The sequence below is a fragment of the Candidatus Koribacter versatilis Ellin345 genome (assembly GCF_000014005.1).
Classification (GTDB): domain Bacteria; phylum Acidobacteriota; class Terriglobia; order Terriglobales; family Acidobacteriaceae; genus Korobacter; species Korobacter versatilis_A.
On record NC_008009.1, the window covers coordinates 5575110 to 5595818 of the forward strand.

Consider the following 20709-nt stretch of genomic DNA (forward strand, 5'->3'; position numbering starts at 1 on the left):
AATCTGCTCTTTGAAAACCGCAAAGCCGGAGGCGGATCCATTTCGCGGAATGACGTTCGTCTGGATCTGTCATTTCGTCGCGGCAGCTCACTTTGCCGCCCGAAATCGCCATCACCCTTGTCATCCAGAGCGAAGCGAAGGATCTGCTGTTCGCATTCGAACCACTAACCCCTTATTTTTGAATATGTTGCCTGTAACCCCTTTAGATCGAATATTTTGCGCGCAAAACACTCTCTAAATTCTTGAAAACAAAGAATGCCCCGCGGGTAGGGGTTACTTTATAAGTAACGTTTTCCCGAGACGAACGGACTCCCCGCAACGATGTACCGCAGCGGCAAATCTGCCGATTTCGTGATGCCGATCCGCGGGGTCTCGCGCACCTCGACCGCCCCGAAACCGTCATCCACGATCCGCAGGTCGCTCTTTGGCGAGACCATGTCTTTGCCGTTATCACGGTCGCGGGTGACGGCCAGGGCTTCGGCAAGCCGTCCAGGGCCGCTGGCGATCAGCCGCAGCTGCGAGGGCTCCAGCTGGCGATTAGCTGCCATGCGCTCAACGCCGGCGATTGGCTCCAGCGCCCGGAAGAGTATCCCGCCCGCTTGGCCGTCCGGCAGGCACGAGACGTTCAGGCAAAAGTGGTTGCCGTAGATGAAGTACACGTAGGCGTATCCGGGAGGCCCGAAGAGCACCGCGTTGCGCGCTGTTTTGCCCGCAGCGGAGTGGGCAGCCGCGTCGTCGGCGCCAAGGTAGGCTTCGCATTCCACGATGCGGCCCGCCAGGATGGCCCGGCCCTCGCGGCGCAGTAAGACTTTTCCCAACAATTCGCGTCCAACGATACGTGGATCGCGATTGAAGAACGCGCGCGGCAACGGCGCCAGTTGCGCCAGCGAGGACCGGGGCATCCCAACAGATTACTTGGTTTTGCCCTTGGCGAAAGCGAGTACCTCTTCGGCGTGGCCGTCAGGCTTCACGTTTTCAAAGATGTGCACGATCTTGCCGTCGGGGCCGATGAGGAACGTGGTACGCGCAATCCCCATCACCTTCTTGCCATACATGTTCTTCTCTTTGATCACGCCAAAGAGGCCGGCAACTTTCTTGTCGGCGTCTGCTAGAAGGGTGTACTGCAGGTCGAACTTGTCTTTGAATTTCTTCTGCGCGGAAGGCTTGTCAGCGGAGATGCCGAGCACAACTAACCCGGCACGAGTAAGCTTGCTGTATGCGTCGCGGAACCCGCACGCTTCAATGGTTCAACCGGGTGTGTCGGCTTTTGGGTAGAAGAACAGCACCACGTGTTTGCCCTTGAACTGGTCGAGCGAAGTCTCGACGCCGTTCTCGTCGGGCAGGGTGAAGGATGGAGCTTTATCGTTGATGTTCATGGCGAATCAGTTTTACCGCAAGTTGGCCGCCTGCGCCATCGTCGGCTGCAGCGTTTTGACCTTGGCGCAAAGCAAGCCTAAGCCGCGCACCGGACCACGCGCGATCTCCGTCCTTGAAAAAGACGCCCAGGGCAACACGCGCCTCGTGCCGGTGACGATCTGGATCAACGACCGCTATTACGACGCCTCGCAATATCAGGCCAACCCGATCCCGATGGTCGCTGAGCCCGGCACCGTTTACGAAATCCTCCAAACCAACATCCCCCTGGCCTGGTTCACCACCGAAGAGCCTCGCCAAATCCACGGCAATTGGATCAGTGCGGGGACGTGGCAGAAGAAAAAAGGCGAATACGCGAGTTCGCCCGCGAAAGTGGAAGTAAATATGGGTAGGGATGGTGATCGCCCGGTGCTGAAGCGACACGGGCAATCAGGTTCTTCCTCCACATCGTCTTCGGATTCGGGCTCGAGCCATGGCGATGGCGATCCGGACCGGCCGACGCTGAAAAAATCGAAGACTGCGCAATCCGACGACTCGTCGGCTTCGACAACGACGCAAGATAATGATGCTGATCGGCCGACACTGAAGAAATCAAAATCCGCACAGTCCGACGACAACAGCGATTCCGGTTCGACGCCAACTATCGCCAAGCGCTCGGCCGCTCCTGTCGACGAAAATCTCGCCCACGATACCAACGAGAGCGATCCCGATCGTCCCACGCTGCGCAAGAACACAACCGGCGCAAATCTCTCCGACAATGACAAGCCCCTCAGCATTCCGACGGGCATGACGCAAGCTGCTGCGCCGAAGAAGATCGCGCCGCAATCTGGCACGTCGGTGGTGGAGCAGTACATCGCCATCTCCGATCCGCAGAAGAGCGAGTACCGGCCCTACAAGTACGAGCTGAAGCCGGAAGACATGCCGCCGTGGACCGCGAAAGTACAGAAGATCGCCGGGCCGCTGTTAGAAAAATGGGCGATGGGGCACGGTGGCGTGAAACTACCGCCGAACCTCACCTTCACCGACTTCGATATTCGTGCGTTCGATGTGGATTACAACAACAATCCGGAATTCGTCTTCACCGCAAGCTACACCCCGGAAGCTTCAGTCCCCGCGAAGAAAAGACCTGGAGTGAAAGCTGCGCCTGCGCCAGCTCCGTCAAAGCCGGTCACCTACTACCTCACGGTGGTTGCTCGCACCGATTCCAATGGTGACGCCAGCGCGATCTTCTCGCAGATCACCGACAACACGCGCCTCGATGCCTATGGCCGTCTCGAACTGATTGACGCCGTGGATGCCGAAGGCTACGGCCGCGGCAGCCTCCTCTTCCGAGAGTACAACGACGTAAGCAAAGCCTTCGTCTTGTACCGGGTGGACGCCTACAACCTGACGAAATTGTTCGAAGGCGCCAGCGGAGAGTAACGCTCTAGTTGTGCATCGCGCACCATTGCAACACGCGCGATTCAAATTGGCGCGGGTCGCGGCTCCAGGCGCCGGTGTGGAGGGCGCCTGGAACTTCCCATAGCTCGGAATGCGACGTATCGATCCGATGCAGCTTTTCGGAGTTCACGGGGAAGATGTTGCGGTCCGCGCCGCCGTGGATGAGCAACAGCGGAACGGACGAATGCGCAACTGCATAGGACGGATCGGCCTGCGTGAGATCGATCTTGTAGCGCAGTCGAGCGTAGAGCAGGCCCGTTTCGATCATTGGCCGGCCAAGTGTTTTCCCGAACCAAAGCCCTAGGTGAGAAATCTCGGAGAACTTGCTGTAAGCCCCATCGCGGAAGGTGGCAAACGGCGATTCCGCAATCGCACCGCAGAAGCGCGGCTCAACCGCGAGAGATTGCACCAGAATCGCCGCACCGAGCGATTCCCCCATTCCATAAACGCAACGTGGCCTGTGCTCGTCGTAAAGCCACGAAACCCAGCGATGGATGTCGTCACGTTCGAGCACGCCGTAGGTCGCGAGTTGGCCGCCGCTCACGCCATGCGCGCGCGAGTCGGGCAGCAGGACCGAGTAGCCGTTATGGAGGAACAACCGGGCAAATCCGCCCATACCTTCACGGTTGTCGGTAACGCCATGCAGCAGAATCACCGCACTTCCGTTGGCGTGTTCCGGCTCCACGAACCAGCCGCGGAGAATCGCGCCGTCATTGGCGGTAATCGAGACGTTCTGAAGCTCGGCGTGGAACTCGGTCATGACAACGCGCCGAGCGATTTCCGTGTGCGTGATCGGGCGTCGTGGGAGATGGACGGTGATCTCGGCGAGATAGACGCCGCCGCTTATAGACACGACAAGATAGAGGAAGAACAACGCGGCAGAGGCGCGAGTGAGGAGCTTGCGCATGAGAGCACCTACCATTGATACGCGGATGCTCTCAGGAAGTTCCCGTTAAACCTCTTACCCTTCCAACTTCTTCGTCAGCAGCTCATTCACGAGCGCGGGATTGGCCGCACCCTTCGACGCCTTCATCACCTGGCCGACGAAGAAGCCGATGACGGTCTTCTTGCCTGCGCGGTACTGCTCGAGCTGCTTCGGATTCGCGGCGATGACTTCGTCGATGATCTTCTCCAGCGCGCCGGTATCCGAGATCTGCTGTGGCTTCTCTTTCTCGTAGATCGCGGGGAAATCTTCGCCGCGCTCGAATGCGAGGTCGTAGAGATCCTTCAGCATTTTGCCGCTGATCGTGCCTGCTTCAACTAGATCGGCCGACATCGCCACGCCATTCATCGAGATCGGCGACTGTTCAATCTCCAAGCCTTTGGCCTTGAGGCGGCCGATGAGTTCGCCCTGCACGAGGTTCGCGACGCGCTTGGGGTTCTTGGCCTGCTTAGCCGCAGACTCAAACTGGTCGGCCATGGTGCGAGTGAGGGTGAGCGTGTGGGCGTCGCCGTCCGTGATGCCGTATTCCGCGATCATCCGCTTCCGGCGCGCTTCGGGAAGTTCGGGCAAAGTGCTGACGATCTCATCGCGCCACTTCGTATCTACAACGAGCGGAAGCAGGTCGGGCTCGGGGAAGTAGCGGTAGTCGTGCGCCTGCTCTTTCGAGCGCATGGAGTACGTTCGGCCTTCGTTGGAGTTGTAGAGGCGCGTCTCCTGCTTCACCTGCCCACCGGACTCGAGCACCTCGAACTGACGGAGGATTTCGTAATCCAGCGCCTGCTTGATGAAGCGGAACGAGTTCACGTTCTTGACTTCGGCTTTGGTTCCGAACTGTTCCTGGCCCTTGGGGCGAATGGAGACGTTGGCGTCGCAGCGTAGCGAGCCTTCTTCCATGTTGCAGTCGCTCACACCGGTGTAAAGGATGATCTCCTTCAGGTTCGTGAGGTACTCGTAGGCCTCGTCGGCAGAGCGGATGTCGGGCTCGCTGACGATCTCGATCAGCGGCGTGCCGGAGCGGTTGAGATCGACCGAGGACTTGTCGGCGCTGTCGGGAAGACCGTCATGCAGGCTCTTACCGGCGTCGTCTTCCATGTGCAGACGCGTGATGCCGATCTTCTTCGGGCCAGCGGCGGTCTTGATGTCGATATAGCCGTGCTCGGCAAGCGGCTTGTCGAACTGGGAGATCTGGTAGCCCTTCGGCAGATCGGGATAGAAGTAGTTCTTACGCGCGAAGATGGAGCGCTCGCGAACCTGGCAATTGAGCGCGGTAGCGGCCAGCACCGCGAACTCGACGGCCTTGCGGTTCAGCACCGGCAACGCGCCGGGCATGCCGAGGCAAACCGGGCAGACGTTGGTATTCGGCGGCGCTCCGAATTGGGTGGAGCATCCGCAGAAAGCCTTGGTGGCGGTGAGGAGCTGAACGTGAACCTCGAGCCCAATGACAGGCTCGTACTTCTCGAGGACAGTCGCTAGCGTGATCGGCGTGGTGGCCATCTAGGGATTATATAAAGGCGCGGCCTACTTCGCCTTGTCGAGCGGGATTTCGAAGTACATGAGCTCGTTGCCACCACCGTCGCGGATGCCGGTGACGTAGAGCGTGGCGCCAGCGAGCGCGTCGTTGAGATCGGAGACGTCGAAGAACACGAAGCCGGATTGCGTGTTGTTCGGTTCCACGGCGCGGGCCTGAAACATGGCGTGTTCGACTTCGTCCTGGTCTTCCTGCTTCAGGCCGCCGACTTTGTGTTTGGTTGGGAACGGCAGCGGGCTGGTGGTGCGAGCAACGTCGTCGCTGCGCTTGGCGTGTGTCATGCGTCGGAAGATGTCCTGCTCTTCCATGGGCGAGAGCTTGGCGTGGCGCTCGTGTGCAACGAGCTGGACGGTCATTTTCGTGAGGGCTACCGGCGCTCCGCCTTCATTGGTGATGATCAAGTTGATCGGAAGGACACCCTTGTCGAGATACTTGAGACGGAAGATCGATGCCTTCTGCTCGGTGTTATAGATGTCAGCCGCGATAGTGACCTTTTCGTTGGTATGGGCATCGTGCGCGGGATAGGTGTCGGCATTCGAGACCTTCGGCGGCTCATATTGCTTGGAGGCGTAGAGGGCTAGCGCGAAGACGGCGATGAGGGAAACTACAAGTAAACTGCGTCGGGAAGAGAGCGGCATGAGCATGATTATGGGCTGGCCGGAAAATCGGAGCAACCGGCTAGTGATTCGACGTGACACTGCGGCTTAGGGTTAGTGGTAAGTACAATGGCTGCGTGTACTTCGTCTACAGCCTGCTGCTGGGTCTGCTGATGCTGTTGGCCACTCCGTGGTGGCTGCTGCAAATGGCCCGGCATGCGAAGTACCGCGCCGGACTGGCGCAACGATTCGGCGCCGTACCTGCTCAACTCAAGAACATTCACCAGCGCGTGATCTGGGTGCATGCGGTGAGCGTGGGAGAAGTGCTCGCCGTGAGCACGCTGGTGCGCCAACTGCGCGAACGCCATCTGAACCATCGGGTACTCATCTCCACGACAACAGCGACCGGCAATCAATTGGCCCGGGATCGCTTCGGCTTCGACAACGTCTTCTACTTCCCTCTGGATTTTGGATTCGCGATTCGTCCTTACCTGAAGGCGCTGCGTCCGGAGATGGTGGTCGTGGCAGAGACGGAGTTCTGGCCGAACTTCCTGCGGTTGTCGGGAAATGCCGGCGCAAAGATTGCCGTGGTAAATGCGCGGATTTCCGATCGCTCGTTTCCGCGATACCGGAGATGGAAGAGCGTCTTCGCACGCGTGCTGCGGCCGGTGGGCGTGTTCCTGGCACAGAGCGAAGAGGACGCGCGCAGGATCATCGAGATCGGTGCCTCGAAGGACTGCGTACATGTGGGCGGCAACCTGAAGTTCGAGGTGAATGCCACGGCGAATGCAGAAATTGTGCATCGTGTGCGTGAAGGCTTCGCGGACGGCGGATCACAGCCGCTGATCATCGCAGGCAGTACGGTGGAAGGCGAAGAGCCCATGCTGCTGCATGCTTTCGCCGAGGTGCTGAAGGAATATCCGCGGATGGCGGTGATCTTGGCACCACGGCATCGGGAGCGTTTTGCGGCGGTGGCTAAGCTGGTGGCGGACTCGCCGTTTGAGCTAGTGCGGCGTTCAGATTGGGCCGATGAGCCGCTGCCGCCGGGAACGGTGCTGCTGCTCGACAGCATCGGCGAACTCGCTTCTCTGTATGCGCTGGCAGATGTCGCATTCGTTGGCGGAAGCCTAGTACGCAAGGGCGGACACAACATTCTGGAGCCGGCGCAACACGGCGTGCCGATCGTGATCGGGCCGCATTACGAGAATTTTCGCGACATCATTGCGATTTTCCAACGCGCCGACGCGGTGCGAATCGTGGAAGCGCCGCAACTTGGCAGTGAGTTTATTCGGTTGCTCAAAGATCATGCGGAGCGATCGGGGCCGTCGTCGTTGGGCCAGCGAGCGGCACAGGTGATGCGGGCGCAGGCGGGCGCAACCGAGCGGACGATGCAGGCACTGGAAAATTTTCTGGCGGGTGGGCGATGAATCCACTGTCGGCGCTCTTCGGCGCAGGCGTCGCGACGCGAAATGCGATGTTTGACCGCAGCTTGCTGAAGCAGCAGCGACTGCGCGGGCCGGTGGTGAGTGTGGGGAATTTGTGCGTCGGGGGAACGGGGAAAACGCCTTTCACGCAACTGCTCGGCGACTTGCTGATGCAGCGCGAGATTGACTTCGACGTGCTCTCACGGGGCTACGGGCGGGAATCAACCGAAATTAAAATTGTCGAGCTGGATGGTTCCCCAAACGAATTCGGCGATGAGCCTCTGCTGCTAGCAAAGTACTTTGCGGCGAAGAAGCCAGAGAATCCGCCGCGAGTGATTGTCGGGGCCGACCGTTACGAAGCGGGGCGATTTGCTGAGCAGAAATTCGGGCCGCGCCTGCACCTGCTGGACGATGGCTTCCAGCATCGCGGATTGGCCAGGGACTTCGACATTGTGCTGCTCGCGCCGGACGATGCCGACCAGGTGCTTCTGCCGGTTGGGCGTTTGCGAGAACCTCTGACCGCACTGAAGCGCGCCCACGCGGTGGTTGCGACTGACGAGGTCAAGATAGAGGCGTTCCCGGTGATGCCGCCACTTGTGTGGCGTGTGGAACGTGACATCGCTCTGCCGGAGCAACTCAGTCGGAACGCCCGAGTGCTGGCGTTTTGTGCCATAGCGCGGCCGCATCGCTTCTTCACCGACCTGCGGCGTCACGGTCTGGAGCCAGTGGCTGAGCTGACATTCCGCGACCATCACCGCTACTCAGCGGCCGACATCGAGAAAATCGTTCGTGAAATTTCCAGCAGCCGAGCCGATTGCTGCGTAACGACCATCAAAGACATGATGAATCTCGGCGAGTTGGTGCACCGGTTAGCGCCGATCTACGCTGTGCGGCTCTCGCTGAAACTTAGAGATGCGGACGCGGCACTCGACGAGATCATCAAGATCATTGAACGACGGCAAGGCTGAGGGCGAGACGTGAGCAAGGGACAGGACACGGCAAAGCTGGTGGACATCTTTGAGTCGCTTAGCGATGTAACGCTGACGATTGTGGCGGACTTTCTTGACGATCTCAGCTCTGGTGGAGCGAATGTCGCGCTACGACTGGCGGACATCGGCGCCTCGGTGTTTCCTGTCGGAGTGGTCGGTGAGGACGAGGGCGGTCAGAAGATTTTCCACGCGTTGCAGCAGCACAAGATCAGCACCAGCGGCATCAGCAGGATCAAGAACTACGCCACTCCCAGTTCCTCGGGGAATGAGCTGCTCCACGGCGAGCATCCCGCCCTCCTGAACCTGGTCGAGCACGCGCGAAAGTTTGCATCGGCTTCTGATGGCATGTACGTGTGCGACTACGGGATCGGAGCGGCGAGCCCACGTCTATTGAACTTCATTAAGTCGAACGGATGTTTGCGCGAGAAGACACTCGTGGCGCGATCACTACACAGGCTGGCGGAGTTCGAGCAGCTGACGGCGGCCGTCGCCAGCGGGCGAGAGTTGGAGGAAGCGATCGGCGTTGAGATTGGTGGCGATGCGGAGAAGCTCGAAGCTGCTGCCGAGGGCATGAAGCAGGAGCTGCAGTCCGACTCGTTCGTGGCGGTTGATACCCAAGCTGTTTTCGTCTTGAGCGGTCGCCACAGACCGGATCGAATCTCGATCCAAACATCGGCGGATGTTGATCTTCTTGGAGCGTTCTTTGCGGCGGGATTAGCGGCGGGTGCCGAGGCGCGAGAGTCCGCTGAACTGGCGGCGAAGATCGTCACATTTTTCGGGGCGCGGAATCCAGAAAAGCGTCCCCGACGAGAAGAAGTCCAGGAGTTCCTTACGAGCTCGAAGGCATCGCGACAGGTGCGGTGAGTGCCGGTTCTTGTACACTGAAAGGTGTCCGTGAGTTCGACAAGTGAGCCGCAAAAGATCCTCGTGCTACGACTAGGATCGATGGGCGATATCATTCACTCGCTTCCTGCGGTGAGCGCCCTGCGAGCGTCTTTTCCTTCCGCAATGATTGGCTGGGCGATTGAGGAGCGCTGGGCTCCCCTGCTTTCGAGTCCGGAGGCGCGTTTTGCCGCGCGCGGTGAAGGCAAACCGCTGGTGGACATCCTGCACATTGTGAATACCCGTGCGTGGCGGAATGCCTGGCTTTCCGGTGAGACGTGGCGCGAGATCAAAGACACCGTCACAGGATTGCGCGCCGCGCAGTACGATGTAGCCATCGACATCCAAGGCGCCATGAAGTCGGCCGTGCTTGGACGCCTTGCGCGTCCTCGAAGGCGCTTCGGGTTTGCGCAGCCGTGGGAAGGTGCGGCCACCATGTTTTACAGCCACCAGGTCCAGCCAACCGGAACGCATATTGCCGATCGAAACTGGTCATTGGCAACGGCAGCTGGAGCTACGGCAAGACCCGAACATTTATTTCCGATCCCGATTGATCCGGTAGCGGAAGCGTGGGCTGATGCCAAGCTGCGCGAATGTGGCTTCAAGGAATTCGCGATTGTGAATCCGGGGGCAGGCTGGGGATCGAAGTGCTGGCCGGCAGAGCGCTTTGGAGAAGTGGCGAAGCGCTTGGCGACAAACGGAATTGCATCCGTGATTAACGCGGGGCCAGGCGAAGAAGAGTTGGGGAAAGCGGTGGAAAATGCGAGTGGAGGAGCGGCGATGCAGCTTTCCACTACGCTCTCAGAGTTGATTGCGCTGACGCGGCGGGCAACGCTTTTTATCGGCGGCGATACCGGGCCTTTGCATCTCGCCGTCGCACTGAATACACCGAGCGTGGCGCTGTTTGGGCCCACGGATCCCGCGCGCAACGGGCCGTATGGCGGGAGAGCGGTTGTCGTGCGTAGCCCGCAAAGTGTGACCACGTACAAGCGGTCCGCAGCGATGGAAGGCGGGCTGTCGTCCATCACGGCGGAAGAAGTGCTTGCGGCCGCCGGAGAGATATTGGGGAAGACGATTGCCTAGCACGCAGCCAACCGGTTGGAGCAAAATCGCACGGCGCATCCGTGTGCCGTTGGGATTTGTCTTCGCGGTTGTCTATTTCTGGCTGGCAAAACCGACGTGGCTCTTCATTGGAATTGGGGCGGCGATCGCCGCGGTTGGAATCGCGATACGCGCAGCGGCTGCAGGACACGTGAAGAAGAACCGCGAACTCACCACGACTGGCCCTTATGCATACACGCGAAATCCGCTGTATCTCGGCTCGACGATTATCGCGCTCGGCTTCGGAATCGCATCGCGCAACTGGTGGGTGGCGGTCGGTTTAGTGGTTCTGTTCCTCGCGATCTATTTGCCGGTGATTCGTTCTGAAGAAGAATACTTGCGCGGAGAATTTGCGGGATTCGATGAATACTGTCAGCAAGTGCCACGTCTAATTCCCAGGCTGCGCGCCGCCGGTGGCGGGAAGGGTTCCTTCTCGAAGGAGCTGTATTTACGCCATCGCGAATACAATGCGGTCATCGGGGCAGTACTGATGGTGGCCGCGTTAGCCGCGAAGCTCGTGTATTCTCGATAGTCGAGTGACCCTTTTGAGACCAAGATTTTTGATCTGCCTGGCATGGTTGCTGCTGGGTTTGACAGCAGGCAGCATCGGGCAGGCAGGCGGAAATGCCGCGCCCGCGGCGACCGATACCATCGGGCCCGTGTACGCAATCCAGCCACTCTCGCCGAACTTCCATCTGCCGGTCGGGCAGACATTCGTATACGAGGCAGACTGGCGCCTCTGGACTGCCGGCAACGCGATCTTCCGAATCGAGAATACCGGGACCGAGTATCACGTGAGCGCCTCCGCCGACTCCATTGGCGCAGTGGCGATGCTGTACCGCGTTGCGGACCGCTTCGAGGCGTACTTCGATAACAAGACACTCTGCTCGTCGCGCATTACGAAGCACACGGAAGAAGGCACGCATAAACGCGAGACGAACATCCGATTTGACTACGCACGACGCAAAGCCGTGCTTGATGAGCGCAACCTGAAAGACAACCAGATGAAACACCAGGAAGAGGACATCCCAAGCTGCGTGACGGATGTGCTCTCGGGGATCTGGTATGGCGCGACCCTGCCGCTACACGAGAATGCGACGTACAACTTCCCGCTGAATGATGGCGGAAAGACCGTCAACGTACAGGCGCACGTCGAAGGCAAGGAAGAGGTCAAGACGCCAGCGGGGACATTCCAAACCGTGCGCGTGCAGCCCGAAGCGGACTCCGGCCTCCTGAAGAAACGCGGCAAGATCTGGGTGTGGTACACCAACGACGGTCAGCACATTCCGGTGCTGATGCGCGCCCGCATGTTCTGGGGCACGCTGACCATCCGCCTGGTCAGAATCGAAAAACAGTAATCAGATAATCCGATAGCGCTCGCGCATGAGGCGTTGCAGCCGCGGCTTGTAGATTAAGTCGAAGGCGAGTTCCTTGTCGGGGAACATCGCAAGGGCGGCGCGCTTGGCATCGTTCGCCATCTGCGAGGCCTCTTCGATGCTGAGGTTCGGGTCCTGCGCGATCACCGACATGACCATGTCGATCATGATCTGCAGCCGGCGTAATTTCTTTCGTTCGTCTTCCAGTTCCTGAAGGTGCTCGGGCGTGCTGCTGGGTTCGGTATGTCCTGTAGCCATGATCTCCTCAACGGCGGAAGCATCCAGATTGCCGAGCATGGAGCATTCGCCGTGGCTTGCGCTGAGTTCTTCTCAATTGGATGTACGACGCCCTGCACGGCGGTTGCCAGCCGCCTTCCCGGAGCAGTCCCCACCACCTGCTTTGCCGCGCATAATACACCCGCTCTGCGCGGACGCAAGTAGATTCCTGTGCTGAAACCGAGTGCGCCTTTGTAGTTACTCTTCGCCCTATGGCGCGAAGTGGCTACAATCGAAACGTGATTGCGCATCTTCGAGGAAAGATCCTGGCCAAGCGGCCGAACCAGGTCATTGTGGATTGCGGTGGCGTGGGCTACGACGTGACCATCAGCGTGCCGACGTTCTCCGAGCTTGGGGCTGATGGTACGGAAGCTTCCCTCTACGTACACACCCACGTACGGGAGGATGCGCTTGCGCTTTATGGATTCGTGCATCCGCAGGAGAAGCAATTATTCGAACGTTTGCTGACCGTGAGCGGCATAGGGCCGAAGTTGGCGATCACGGTGCTGAGTATGGCGGCGAACGAGGTTGTGGGAGCCATTCGCGGTAATGACGTCACTCGGCTGACAAAGATTCCGGGCGTCGGAAAGAAGACCGCGGAGCGAATGATTCTGGAACTGAAGGACAAGCTGGAAACGTTCGGTGCAACTCCGGAGATCCCGAAAGCGAGCCAGGCGGAAGAGGATGTGATTTCGGCCTTGGTAAACCTCGGATATCAGAGGGCCGCAGCGGAACAGGCGGTGACGCGCGCTCTCAAAACAGGCTCCTCTTCAGCGTTCGATCAGCTCTTTCGCGGAGCTTTGGGGATGCTGTCGAGGTAACCATGCGCAAACTTCTTTTCCTTCTGGCGATTTTCTTGGCTGCTGGGTGCTCGGTGAGCGCACAGGTGGAGGCTCCCAAGGAAGCGCCACCCGTCGAAGCTCCGAAAGAAACCGCACCCGTGGACGCACCCAAAACTCCGGAGCAACCGAAGGCTGGCGACTCCGAAGACCCAAACAGGCCAAGAGGCGTGCTGCATTTGTCGGAAGTCAAGGATCCGCCAACCGTGCACGCGCAGCAAAAATGCACGAACTATTCGTTTGTTGCAGCGTTGGAAGGCGTGCTGGCGTACCAGAAGGTCGAGCTGAAGCAGGACATGTGGGCTGACAAGTACTATGGCGGGTCGCTCTGCCTCGACGACATGGGCAAGATGGATGACATCATCCGCAAAACCGAGGGCGAGTACACGCTCGACGATGGCCGCAAGGTGGAACTGAAACTGCAATATTTCCCAGGAGTGCCCTCAAACACGTCAGCGCTGTTGGTGCCGATCCTGACAGATGAGATCCAGATTGTCTTCATCGATGGACATGCCGACTTGCTGACCGGCGCGATGTGGGACGATTGGCAGTCGAAGCGCGGCGAACGCATGGTGGATTTGAAAGAGCTTCATCTGCTGGATCCGATGCTGGAGACCGACAAGCAGCGCGTGGTGCTGGATGGCAGCCAAGGTGACTTTTTGAAGATCACCGGCTTTATGAAGGTAAAAGCCACGGAAGTGCACGTGCAGTACTGGCCTAAGTAGCCTTTTTCCTGGACGCGAATTCCTCGTACAACACGACAAAGAGGTAGGCGCCGAGCACGACCAGCTCCGGTTCGATCGCGTGCCGATACTTCGGGTTCGCATATGTGAAGTAGTAGGGGAGTGGGTAGACCAGTACGACAGCGACGAATAAGATCCATCCACAGGGACGCCGCGTGAGCACAAATAACAGGCCCAGAAGGCTCACGACTGACAGCCACCAGACCTCCCAAGGCGACCACCACTCGTTAGACTGATAAGTCACGACGGTGCCGTCCCAAAACCATTGCGCGCGTTTCAGAGTGAGCTCGCGAAATTCCGACGGGTAGTTGTGGACGAAATCCATGGCGAGCTTCTTACGGTCTTCCATATAGCCGAGCTCGCCGAGGGTCTCGAAACGATGTAGGAGTCGATCGCTCCCCGTCGGGTGCAACGGTCCGAAACCGAGGCCGGTGCTGCCGTGGAAGTTGCCAAGCTGGAACTCGAGCCAGAAGTTATCGCGCACAAAAAAGACTTTATGGAAGTTCACATAGTTGCGCGCGAGCCACGGCGTAAGCACCGCGAAAAATAGCGCCGCCGAAAGAACCGCTGACTTGAACCACGGCTTGCCGGCCCTGTGGTTGCGGACTAGCGCGAAGATCCCCGCGAATGGCAGCATGCTGACAAGCGCGGGATTCGCCAGCGAGGTAAATCCCCATGCCGCACCAAAGCCGATCCAGCGCGAGGTTGTGCCGTCTTGCGCGAGGTCCATCGTCAGGATGAATACCCACGTGAGCAGCAGCGCGCTGAGTGAGAACTCCCAGATCCAACTGATGTCCCAACGAAAGAACACAGGGAAGAGGGTCCACGCCCACGCGGCAAGGAAGGCAGAGCGATGGCCCAGTGTACGAATCCCCAGCTTATGAATCAGAACTGCATTCAGCGAGCCGAACACGCAATTCATGCTGAGCAGCGCAATGTTCGTGGCGTGTGTGTAGGAGCCGAAGAGGCGATAAATCAGCGAGCCGAGAAACGGATAGACGGGGGGAAACGCGCCCGTCGGGCCCGAATTGCCGCCATAGGGTGACGAGAAACCCTGTCCGGTTGCGAGTTTTTCGATGAGGCGTCCGACCTCGTTGTACGGTACCGCAGTCGGGATGATGTAGCTCTTCCACCACAGCATGCAGACGATGCGCAGCACGAACGCCGTCGCGAAAAGAGAAATGTAAAGGTTGCGGTAGTCGGGTTTCGCCGCGACAGGAGCATCCGGCATGGTGGGCATCGGTTTATTTTCGCAGAATCAAGAGATAAGTCGAGATGCAAGCTGGTTCGTGCGAAATACGCAGCTTGGAATCCAAACCGGGCGAATTTCCCAATGTGTATTCAGCGTGAGTTTTGGCATGCATTCAGGCAGAGCGTGACTTGCGCGGTCTGAGACAATCGGCTGTTCGGATCGCGAGATGAAACCGTGACGACCAAGATCGGCCGCAACGACCGTTGTCCGTGCGGCAGCGGGAAAAAATACAAGCTATGCTGCCTGGTGCGTCCGTCGAACGCAGCACGGCTCATGATGGCACGCGAACACCACGAGGCCGGACGGCTGCAACCCGCAGCAAAGATCTATGAGCAGGTCTTACGGGGCGATCCGAATAACGTCGAGGCTCTTCATTCGCTTAGCATCCTCGCCAGCCAGATCGGCGAGACGGCTACGGCAGAGCGCCTGATGCGGCAGGTTCTCAGTTTGCAACCGGAACACGTCGGCGCACTCAGCAATTTAGGGATCACGTTGCAATCCCAAGGACGCCAAGAAGATGCGATTGCCTGCTACGAGAAGGTAATCGCGCTCCGCCCTCACCACGCCGAAGCGCATAACAACCTTGGCAATCTGCGCTTGGCGCAAGGCGATTTGGAGCAGGCGATTGCGAGTTACCAGCGCGCGCTGGACTTGAAGCCTGACTACGCGGACGCGCATTACAACTTGGGAAATGCCTATCAACGTCGCGGAAATTGGACGCAAGCAAGAGAAAGTTATAGACGTGCCGTGGCGTCACGTCCCGAATTTCCAGAAGCACAAAACAATCTCGGAGTAGTGCTGCGGGAGATGGGCGAGACGTCCGCGGCGATTGAGGCCTTCGAACGGGCAATTGCGCTTCGCGCGGAATATGCAGACCCGCTCAACAATCTCGGTGTCGCGCTCCAGGAACAGGGCCGAATGTCGGCCGCGGTCGAACACTATCACCAAGCGATCGCGTTGCGTCCTGCGGATGTGGAAGCGCATTTCAATCTCGGCAGCGCACTACAGGAACTCCACCGTACCGACGAGGCAATCGCCGCCTATCAAAGTGCGCTGGAGATTCAACCTGGCTACTTGCCCGCGTACAGCAATTTGCTGCTGCTTTACGCTTCAACAGGTTGCGTTTCACCCGCGGAAGAGCTCGCGTTCGCACTCGGCTGGGAACGGGCAGCCCTCACCGAGGAGGAACGCGCGGAAGCCAGAAGTAGGAGGTTCGTCCGGACACATCTCGCAGGAAGAAAGCTGCGGATAGGCATCGTATCGGCGGAGCTGGGCGAACACGCCGTTGCCGATTTTCTTGAGCCGCTGCTGAGTGAGATTGACCGCAGCCAGTTCGAATTGCTCTTGTTCCCGACTCGGCTGCGCGATGGCGCACGCACCCAGCGTCTGCATGCGCTTGGCGATAAGGTCATTTCGCTGGCGCAGGTTCCGGATGCTGCGGCAGCAGAGGTTATACGCAAAGAAGGCGTAGACGTGCTGATCGATACCACCGGGCATACTCGCGGCTGTCGCCTCGGAATCTTCGCGCATCGGGCGGCGCCGGTGCAGATGACGTGGATCGGCTACTGGAGCACGACAGGACTCACCGAAGTGGATTGGGTGCTCGCGGATGACAAGCTGCCGGCCAGCTTCGATGCTCATTTCTGCGAAGGCATCTGGCGAGTACCTCGGTTGCCCTTGGTGTATCGCGGCGACACTGCTCTGCCTCAGAGCGCATGGACACCGAGCGCAGACGGCACGCTTTGGTTCGGAAGTCTTAACCGGTACTCGAAGATCGGCCAGGAGAGCCTCGATCTTTGGGCGAAGGTGATGGAAGCAGTACCGAAGTCGAAACTCCTTCTCGAGGATCGGACCGCAGATGATACTGATGCGCATCAGCGCATATCGGCGGAACTCGCGACCCACGGTATCGGCGCCGATCGAATCGAGTTCGAGCCATACATCCCCGGACACGAGCGCCATATGCGCCTCTACGACCGCGTTGACGTCGCACTCGACACCATCCCGCTCAATAGCGGTACGACGGCTTGCGACGCTCTCTGGATGGGGGTGCCTCTGGTTGCGATGGAGGGGAACCGTACCGCATCACGCATTGCGGCAGGATTTCTGCGCGCCATCGGCCGTACAGAGTGGATTGCGGATAGCGAGCAGAACTACATTTCGAAGGTTGTCGAACTGTCGAATAATGTCGAACTGCGCAAGCAATTGCGCGGCTCGCAGCGTCAACGGATGGTCGAAAGTTCATTGTGCGATGCCCGCGGACTGGCGCGCGAACTTGAGCAGACGTTCGTGCAGATGTTCGACCGCTGGACGGCCGCGCAGACGTCTTGAATTCACTTCCCGATGCAGAAAGTCGAAAAGATCAAGTTCAGGATGTCGTCGGCGGTGGTTGCACCGGTGATATCGTCCAGTGGACGCAAAGCGTTGTAGAGGTCCATCAGCACCATTTCGTGCGGCACGCGCACTTCGAGTGCATTGGTCGCGGCCTCGAGTGCTGCGAGCGAGTCGGTAACAAGCTGGTGTTGGCGAATGTTGGTGAGGAATCCGCTTTCTTCCCGTCCCGATTCGCCGGAGACCATCCGCAGGATCTGCTCGCGCAATTCAGCTATGCCTTCACCGCTCACCGCCGAGGTACGGACCACAGGAATGGACTTCCCGTTTGCAACCGAGTGACGGCCGAGATCAATTTTGTTTTCAACGAGAATTGCACTGCGCTCGGCTGCAGCCGAGATTAGTTGGTGGTCGAGTTCGTGTCCGGTCTCGGCGTGAGCGTCAACGACAACAAGCACGAGATCCGCGTCAGCCATAGCTTCGCGCGATTTCTGGATTCCGATGCTCTCTGCCTCATCGTGCGACTCGCGGATGCCGGCAGTATCCACAAGATGCACGGGGATACCACCCAGAGACACGGTCTCGGTGACGAGATCGCGCGTGGTGCCGGGAATTGCGGTGACGATGGCGCGGTCGCGCTCAACAAGGCGGTTAAACAGGCTGGACTTGCCCACGTTCGGACGGCCTACAATCGCGAGCGTCAGTCCCTCGTGCACTACCTTGCCGAACGCGAAGCCCTCTTTCAGCTTGGCGAGCGGTTCATGCACCTCAGCAATTCGTGCGATGGCTTCCTTCGCTGGAAGAACCGAGACATCGTCGTCGGCGAAGTCGATGCCGGCTTCGAGCACGGCAATCAAATTCACCAGCTTCTGCTTTGTGGGCTGAAGCCTTCGCGACACCGAGCCTCCGAGTTGTTGCGCGGCGACTCTCGCCTGGTAGAGCGTCTGCGACTCAATCAGGTCGCGCACCGCTTCGGCTTGAGTAAGGTCAATACGGCCATTGAGGAACGCGCGCATTGTGAACTCGCCGGGATCGGCCATGCGCACACCTTTCGCCAGCGCAAGCTCCACGACGCGGGCCAGCAGTACCGGTGACCCATGGCAGGAAATCTCGACGATATCGTCCGTCGTATAAGAATGCGGCTTGGCGAAGTAGGCGACGACGACTTCGTCGAGGCGTTCGCCGGATTCGGGGTCCACTAGCTCCGCGAAGTGCGCGCGCTGTGCTTCGAGCTCTGCTTTCCCATTCGCGAGACGAAGCATAAGAAGCGCGACAGTTCGCGCCTCGGGGCCGGCAAGGCGCACGACGCCAATCCCTCCGCGGCCCGGCGGAGTTGCAATCGCGACAATCGTGTCGTCGAGGTTCACCCAACCATTCTAGTAGTAATCAGTTGGCGGGTTTGCCCTGGCCACCTGAGCGGTGTTCTTTGTCGCGCTGCGCCCAGTGCTGCTGCGTGACTTCGTAGAGCTGATCCACCTTTTTGTGCAGGTGCGCGATCTCGAGTTCCGCCTTCTGGTTCACCTTGAAATCGAGGTCCGAATTCAGGCGGTCTTTAGCCGACTGGCGGTTCTGGCTCATCATGATCACCGGCGCTTGCAAGGCTGCCAGCATCGAGAGCACCAAGTTCAGAAGGATGAACGGATACGGATCGAAGGGCTTGCTCAGCAGGATGACATTCACGATCACCCATACGACTAACACCGTGCCGAAGGTGATGATGAAAGTCCACGAACCGCCGAAGGTCGCAACCTGGTCCGCAATACGCTGTCCGAAGGTCAACTGGTCTTCTTCAACGATATTCGCATTTTGCACTACGGTGTGGCGCAGCATCTCATCAGCCGAGCGAAGCCTCTTGCCCATCATGGTAAGCAGGTCGATCGCTGCATGAGGGTGCCGGGTAACAAATTCCAGCAACGATTCGCGCTCGAAGCGCAGTAGCCTCGTAGGAGTGAGGGCTGCGGAGCTGGCCGTGCGCGGTCCGCCGTCCATGAAGGAAACTTCGCCCACAACATCTGCGGGGCCAAGTTCGTCGAGGGCGATCTTGCGTCCAGCATCGTCGTGAATGAAGAGTTCCACCTTGCCATCAGCAATAACGTAGAGGGCGTCCGGATGATCGCCGGTGCGAAAGATGAGTTCGCCTTCCTTTACGGTTTGGTGCTCCAGGAGTCCGATCAGGGTTTCGCGCTCCTGCTCGTCGAGCAGCGAGAAGATAGGAACCTCGGCCAATAAGAGCGGATCTGCCGCCATGGGTGAACCCTCCATTCAGAGTTCACACATTATGCACGAACGTTTAGCGATAGAAGGGCGCAGTTCGCGTGGCGAACCGGCTGCTCCCCTAAAGTGCCACTCAACACTATTGAATAGTGTTTGAAGCGGAGCGATCCTCCTCGCTCCGGCGCAACTGCTCGGTCAGCAGATCCACTTGCGCTTCGAGTACATGGCGAATCGAAATGACGCCAAGAAGCTTTCCATCCGAGTCCACGATCGGCAGATGGCGATGGCGCGATTCGATCATTACCTGGAGGGCTTCGGCCGGCGTGGTCTCGGGCGATCCCATCACCACGTACTGGCTCATATATTCGCGCACCGGCGTGGACTCCGCCGAGCGGCCGCTCAGAGCGAATTTTCTCATCACGTCGCGTTCGCTGAACATCCCGGCAACGACGTGGTTCTCCTCCACTACCGCAACAGCGCCAGCGTGGCGGTCGATCATCATCGTGATTGCGTCGGCGACAGACGCGTTAATGCTCACAAAAGCGGGGGACTGGTCGCACAGCTTCAAAATGCTCATGATGAGCGGTATTGTACGACTTCCTGGGCACGAAAAAGCCGCCCGCGGGCGGCTTTAGAAAAGTTGTTCGTGGTTAGAAGATCGCCGCCGCACCCACTCCAATGAGCGTGAGCACTGCCCACCAGCCGAAGACGATCGCGAAAGACGTTCCCTTCTTCACCTTGCACACGTAGGTAAAGCCGATCGCAACCAGTGCCAGGATCCAGAAGTTGACGATGTCGATGGAAGTGCCGAGTGCATAGAGCACTTTGTGCTGCAGAGGATCGATCAGGAACCCCAGGTTCGTTGCCACTGGATTTTGGAAGGTAAAGTTGTCGGTATCTGCGCCAGCGAAGATCGTAATGATGGCCAATATTGCCTTCATGATACCCACCATATTGGCGTAGACCACAACAGCCATCGATTTCCCGAAGCTGACCTGTGCTCCAGCGCCAAAGCTATAGCTGCCCCACAAGATCAGCGAGACAATGGTGAGGAAAATCAGGGCGATTACGGGATATCCATAGGAGATATACCGCGAAAACTTAGCGCCGACGGCCATGCGCTGCTCACGTTGGTCCGGGGGCAGCTGCTCGAGCTGGTCGTACTGCTTGGGATTCAGTTTTACCTGGTTTTCGGTAACTTTCTCGAAGCCAATCTTCTTGTCGACAACGAATACGAAAGCTATGCTGACGATCACCATGATCACGAATGGCAACCACCACATCGCGCTGCGATTGATGTCGGCGAAGGTCTTGCTGGGCGCAACGAAGGTGTTGATAACACGAGCGCCTTCAGACAACGGTTCACCCGCCGGAGGCGCCACTGCTTGACTGGACATAGGT

21 protein-coding genes are annotated in these 20709 nt (G+C 58.8%); 10 read left to right on the plus strand and 11 right to left on the minus strand.

Features of this window, described 5'->3' with window-relative positions; genetic code table 11:
- Positions 1-278: 278 nt before the first annotated feature.
- Both ACID345_RS24535 and bcp read right to left on the minus strand, forming a co-directional pair.
- Positions 279-902: a DNA-3-methyladenine glycosylase gene (locus tag ACID345_RS24535; RefSeq protein WP_011525508.1), complete on the minus strand. Its 624-nt coding sequence runs from the start codon at positions 900-902 to the stop codon at positions 279-281.
- Positions 903-911: 9 nt separating this feature from the next.
- Positions 912-1376 carry a thioredoxin-dependent thiol peroxidase gene (bcp, locus tag ACID345_RS24540; RefSeq protein WP_083763831.1) on the minus strand — a complete coding sequence of 155 codons (465 nt, stop codon included), beginning with the start codon at positions 1374-1376 and terminating at the stop codon, positions 912-914.
- Here bcp and ACID345_RS24545 point away from each other — a divergent pair.
- Positions 1375-2796, plus strand: a complete 1422-nt coding sequence (locus ACID345_RS24545; RefSeq protein WP_041856066.1) for a hypothetical protein — start codon at positions 1375-1377, stop codon at positions 2794-2796. The two genes, bcp and ACID345_RS24545, sit on opposite strands and share 2 nt — an antisense overlap.
- A gap of 4 nt (positions 2797-2800) precedes the next feature.
- On the opposite strand, the gene ACID345_RS26130 is transcribed toward ACID345_RS24545, so the two are convergent.
- From ACID345_RS26130 to ACID345_RS24560, 3 genes are read right to left on the minus strand one after another with little or no spacing between them, the layout of a single operon-like run.
- On the minus strand, positions 2801-3721 hold the full coding sequence (locus ACID345_RS26130; protein ID WP_011525510.1) for an alpha/beta hydrolase: 921 nt from the start codon (positions 3719-3721) through the stop codon (positions 2801-2803).
- 54 nt (positions 3722-3775) lie between these two features.
- On the minus strand, positions 3776-5251 hold the full coding sequence (gene gatB / locus ACID345_RS24555) for an Asp-tRNA(Asn)/Glu-tRNA(Gln) amidotransferase subunit GatB (protein ID WP_011525511.1): 1476 nt from the start codon (positions 5249-5251) through the stop codon (positions 3776-3778).
- A gap of 24 nt (positions 5252-5275) precedes the next feature.
- Positions 5276-5923 carry a hypothetical protein gene (locus ACID345_RS24560; protein WP_148210251.1) on the minus strand — a complete coding sequence of 216 codons (648 nt, stop codon included), beginning with the start codon at positions 5921-5923 and terminating at the stop codon, positions 5276-5278.
- Between the two features lie 53 nt (positions 5924-5976).
- Between ACID345_RS24560 and ACID345_RS24565 the strand changes: the two genes are divergently transcribed.
- The 6 genes from ACID345_RS24565 to ACID345_RS24590 are packed head-to-tail and all read left to right on the plus strand — an operon-like array spanning position 5977 to position 11635.
- On the plus strand, positions 5977-7308 hold the full coding sequence (locus ACID345_RS24565) for a 3-deoxy-D-manno-octulosonic acid transferase (RefSeq protein WP_011525513.1): 1332 nt from the start codon (positions 5977-5979) through the stop codon (positions 7306-7308).
- Positions 7305-8273: a tetraacyldisaccharide 4'-kinase gene (lpxK, locus tag ACID345_RS24570; protein ID WP_011525514.1), complete on the plus strand. Its 969-nt coding sequence runs from the start codon at positions 7305-7307 to the stop codon at positions 8271-8273. Before ACID345_RS24565 ends, lpxK begins: the two co-directional genes overlap by 4 nt.
- Before the next feature lie 9 nt (positions 8274-8282).
- Positions 8283-9158 (plus strand): ADP-heptose synthase, encoded by an 876-nt coding sequence (locus ACID345_RS24575; RefSeq protein ID WP_011525515.1) that lies wholly within the window; start codon positions 8283-8285, stop codon positions 9156-9158.
- Between the two features lie 30 nt (positions 9159-9188).
- Entirely contained in the window at positions 9189-10259 is a 1071-nt protein-coding gene (gene waaC, locus ACID345_RS24580) for a lipopolysaccharide heptosyltransferase I (RefSeq protein WP_148210252.1), read from the plus strand.
- Positions 10252-10809: a methyltransferase family protein gene (locus tag ACID345_RS24585; protein ID WP_011525517.1), complete on the plus strand. Its 558-nt coding sequence runs from the start codon at positions 10252-10254 to the stop codon at positions 10807-10809. Before waaC ends, ACID345_RS24585 begins: the two co-directional genes overlap by 8 nt.
- 13 nt (positions 10810-10822) lie before the next feature.
- Positions 10823-11635, plus strand: a complete 813-nt coding sequence (locus tag ACID345_RS24590) for a DUF3108 domain-containing protein (RefSeq protein ID WP_011525518.1) — start codon at positions 10823-10825, stop codon at positions 11633-11635.
- Here the strand turns inward: ACID345_RS24590 and ACID345_RS24595 are convergent, their stop codons facing one another.
- On the minus strand, positions 11636-11950 hold the full coding sequence (locus ACID345_RS24595; protein WP_228370707.1) for a hypothetical protein: 315 nt from the start codon (positions 11948-11950) through the stop codon (positions 11636-11638).
- A 191-nt stretch (positions 11951-12141) separates the two neighbouring features.
- Between ACID345_RS24595 and ruvA the strand changes: the two genes are divergently transcribed.
- Together ruvA and ACID345_RS24605 are read left to right on the plus strand one after the other, a co-directional pair.
- The gene (gene ruvA, locus ACID345_RS24600) at positions 12142-12750 is read left to right on the plus strand and encodes a Holliday junction branch migration protein RuvA (RefSeq protein WP_011525520.1); all 609 of its coding nucleotides are present in this window, start codon (positions 12142-12144) and stop codon (positions 12748-12750) included.
- Positions 12751-12752: 2 nt separating this feature from the next.
- The gene (locus ACID345_RS24605) at positions 12753-13493 is read left to right on the plus strand and encodes a hypothetical protein (protein WP_011525521.1); all 741 of its coding nucleotides are present in this window, start codon (positions 12753-12755) and stop codon (positions 13491-13493) included.
- Here the strand turns inward: ACID345_RS24605 and ACID345_RS24610 are convergent.
- Complete coding sequence (locus tag ACID345_RS24610; RefSeq protein ID WP_011525522.1) at positions 13486-14751, minus strand: ArnT family glycosyltransferase; 1266 nt, start codon at positions 14749-14751, stop codon at positions 13486-13488. The two genes, ACID345_RS24605 and ACID345_RS24610, sit on opposite strands and share 8 nt — an antisense overlap.
- A 186-nt stretch (positions 14752-14937) precedes the next feature.
- On the opposite strand from ACID345_RS24610, the gene ACID345_RS24615 reads away from it, so the two are divergent.
- Complete coding sequence (locus tag ACID345_RS24615; protein WP_011525523.1) at positions 14938-17094, plus strand: tetratricopeptide repeat protein; 2157 nt, start codon at positions 14938-14940, stop codon at positions 17092-17094.
- A 2-nt stretch (positions 17095-17096) separates the two neighbouring features.
- Here the strand turns inward: ACID345_RS24615 and mnmE are convergent, their stop codons facing one another.
- The 4 genes from mnmE to ACID345_RS24635 form a co-directional block, all read right to left on the minus strand.
- The gene (gene mnmE / locus ACID345_RS24620) at positions 17097-18461 is read right to left on the minus strand and encodes a tRNA uridine-5-carboxymethylaminomethyl(34) synthesis GTPase MnmE (protein ID WP_011525524.1); all 1365 of its coding nucleotides are present in this window, start codon (positions 18459-18461) and stop codon (positions 17097-17099) included.
- Between the two features lie 19 nt (positions 18462-18480).
- A complete protein-coding gene (locus ACID345_RS24625; RefSeq protein WP_011525525.1) occupies positions 18481-19341 on the minus strand; it encodes a DUF1003 domain-containing protein in 861 nt (286 codons plus the stop codon).
- Positions 19342-19447: 106 nt separating this feature from the next.
- On the minus strand, positions 19448-19885 hold the full coding sequence (locus ACID345_RS24630) for a CBS domain-containing protein (protein WP_011525526.1): 438 nt from the start codon (positions 19883-19885) through the stop codon (positions 19448-19450).
- Between the two features lie 73 nt (positions 19886-19958).
- Positions 19959-20705, minus strand: a complete 747-nt coding sequence (locus ACID345_RS24635) for a YIP1 family protein (protein WP_011525527.1) — start codon at positions 20703-20705, stop codon at positions 19959-19961.
- Positions 20706-20709 lie beyond the last annotated feature (4 nt).

Bases quoted from the DNA above. Each gene is read 5' to 3' on its own strand.
- ACID345_RS24535 (WP_011525508.1), bottom strand. From the start codon at position 902: ATGCCCCGGTCCTCGCTGGCGCAACTGGCGCCGTTGCCGCGCGCGTTC.
- ACID345_RS24545 (WP_041856066.1), top strand. From the start codon at position 1,375: ATGGCGAATCAGTTTTACCGCAAGTTGGCCGCCTGCGCCATCGTCGGC.
- ACID345_RS26130 (WP_011525510.1), bottom strand. From the start codon at position 3,721: ATGCGCAAGCTCCTCACTCGCGCCTCTGCCGCGTTGTTCTTCCTCTAT.
- gatB (WP_011525511.1), bottom strand. From the start codon at position 5,251: ATGGCCACCACGCCGATCACGCTAGCGACTGTCCTCGAGAAGTACGAG.
- ACID345_RS24560 (WP_148210251.1), bottom strand. From the start codon at position 5,923: ATGCCGCTCTCTTCCCGACGCAGTTTACTTGTAGTTTCCCTCATCGCC.
- lpxK (WP_011525514.1), top strand. From the start codon at position 7,305: ATGAATCCACTGTCGGCGCTCTTCGGCGCAGGCGTCGCGACGCGAAAT.
- ACID345_RS24595 (WP_228370707.1), bottom strand. From the start codon at position 11,950: ATGCTCGGCAATCTGGATGCTTCCGCCGTTGAGGAGATCATGGCTACA.
- ruvA (WP_011525520.1), top strand. From the start codon at position 12,142: ATGGCGCGAAGTGGCTACAATCGAAACGTGATTGCGCATCTTCGAGGA.
- ACID345_RS24605 (WP_011525521.1), top strand. From the start codon at position 12,753: ATGCGCAAACTTCTTTTCCTTCTGGCGATTTTCTTGGCTGCTGGGTGC.
- ACID345_RS24610 (WP_011525522.1), bottom strand. From the start codon at position 14,751: ATGCCCACCATGCCGGATGCTCCTGTCGCGGCGAAACCCGACTACCGC.
- ACID345_RS24625 (WP_011525525.1), bottom strand. From the start codon at position 19,341: ATGGCGGCAGATCCGCTCTTATTGGCCGAGGTTCCTATCTTCTCGCTG.
- ACID345_RS24630 (WP_011525526.1), bottom strand. From the start codon at position 19,885: ATGAGCATTTTGAAGCTGTGCGACCAGTCCCCCGCTTTTGTGAGCATT.
- ACID345_RS24635 (WP_011525527.1), bottom strand. From the start codon at position 20,705: ATGTCCAGTCAAGCAGTGGCGCCTCCGGCGGGTGAACCGTTGTCTGAA.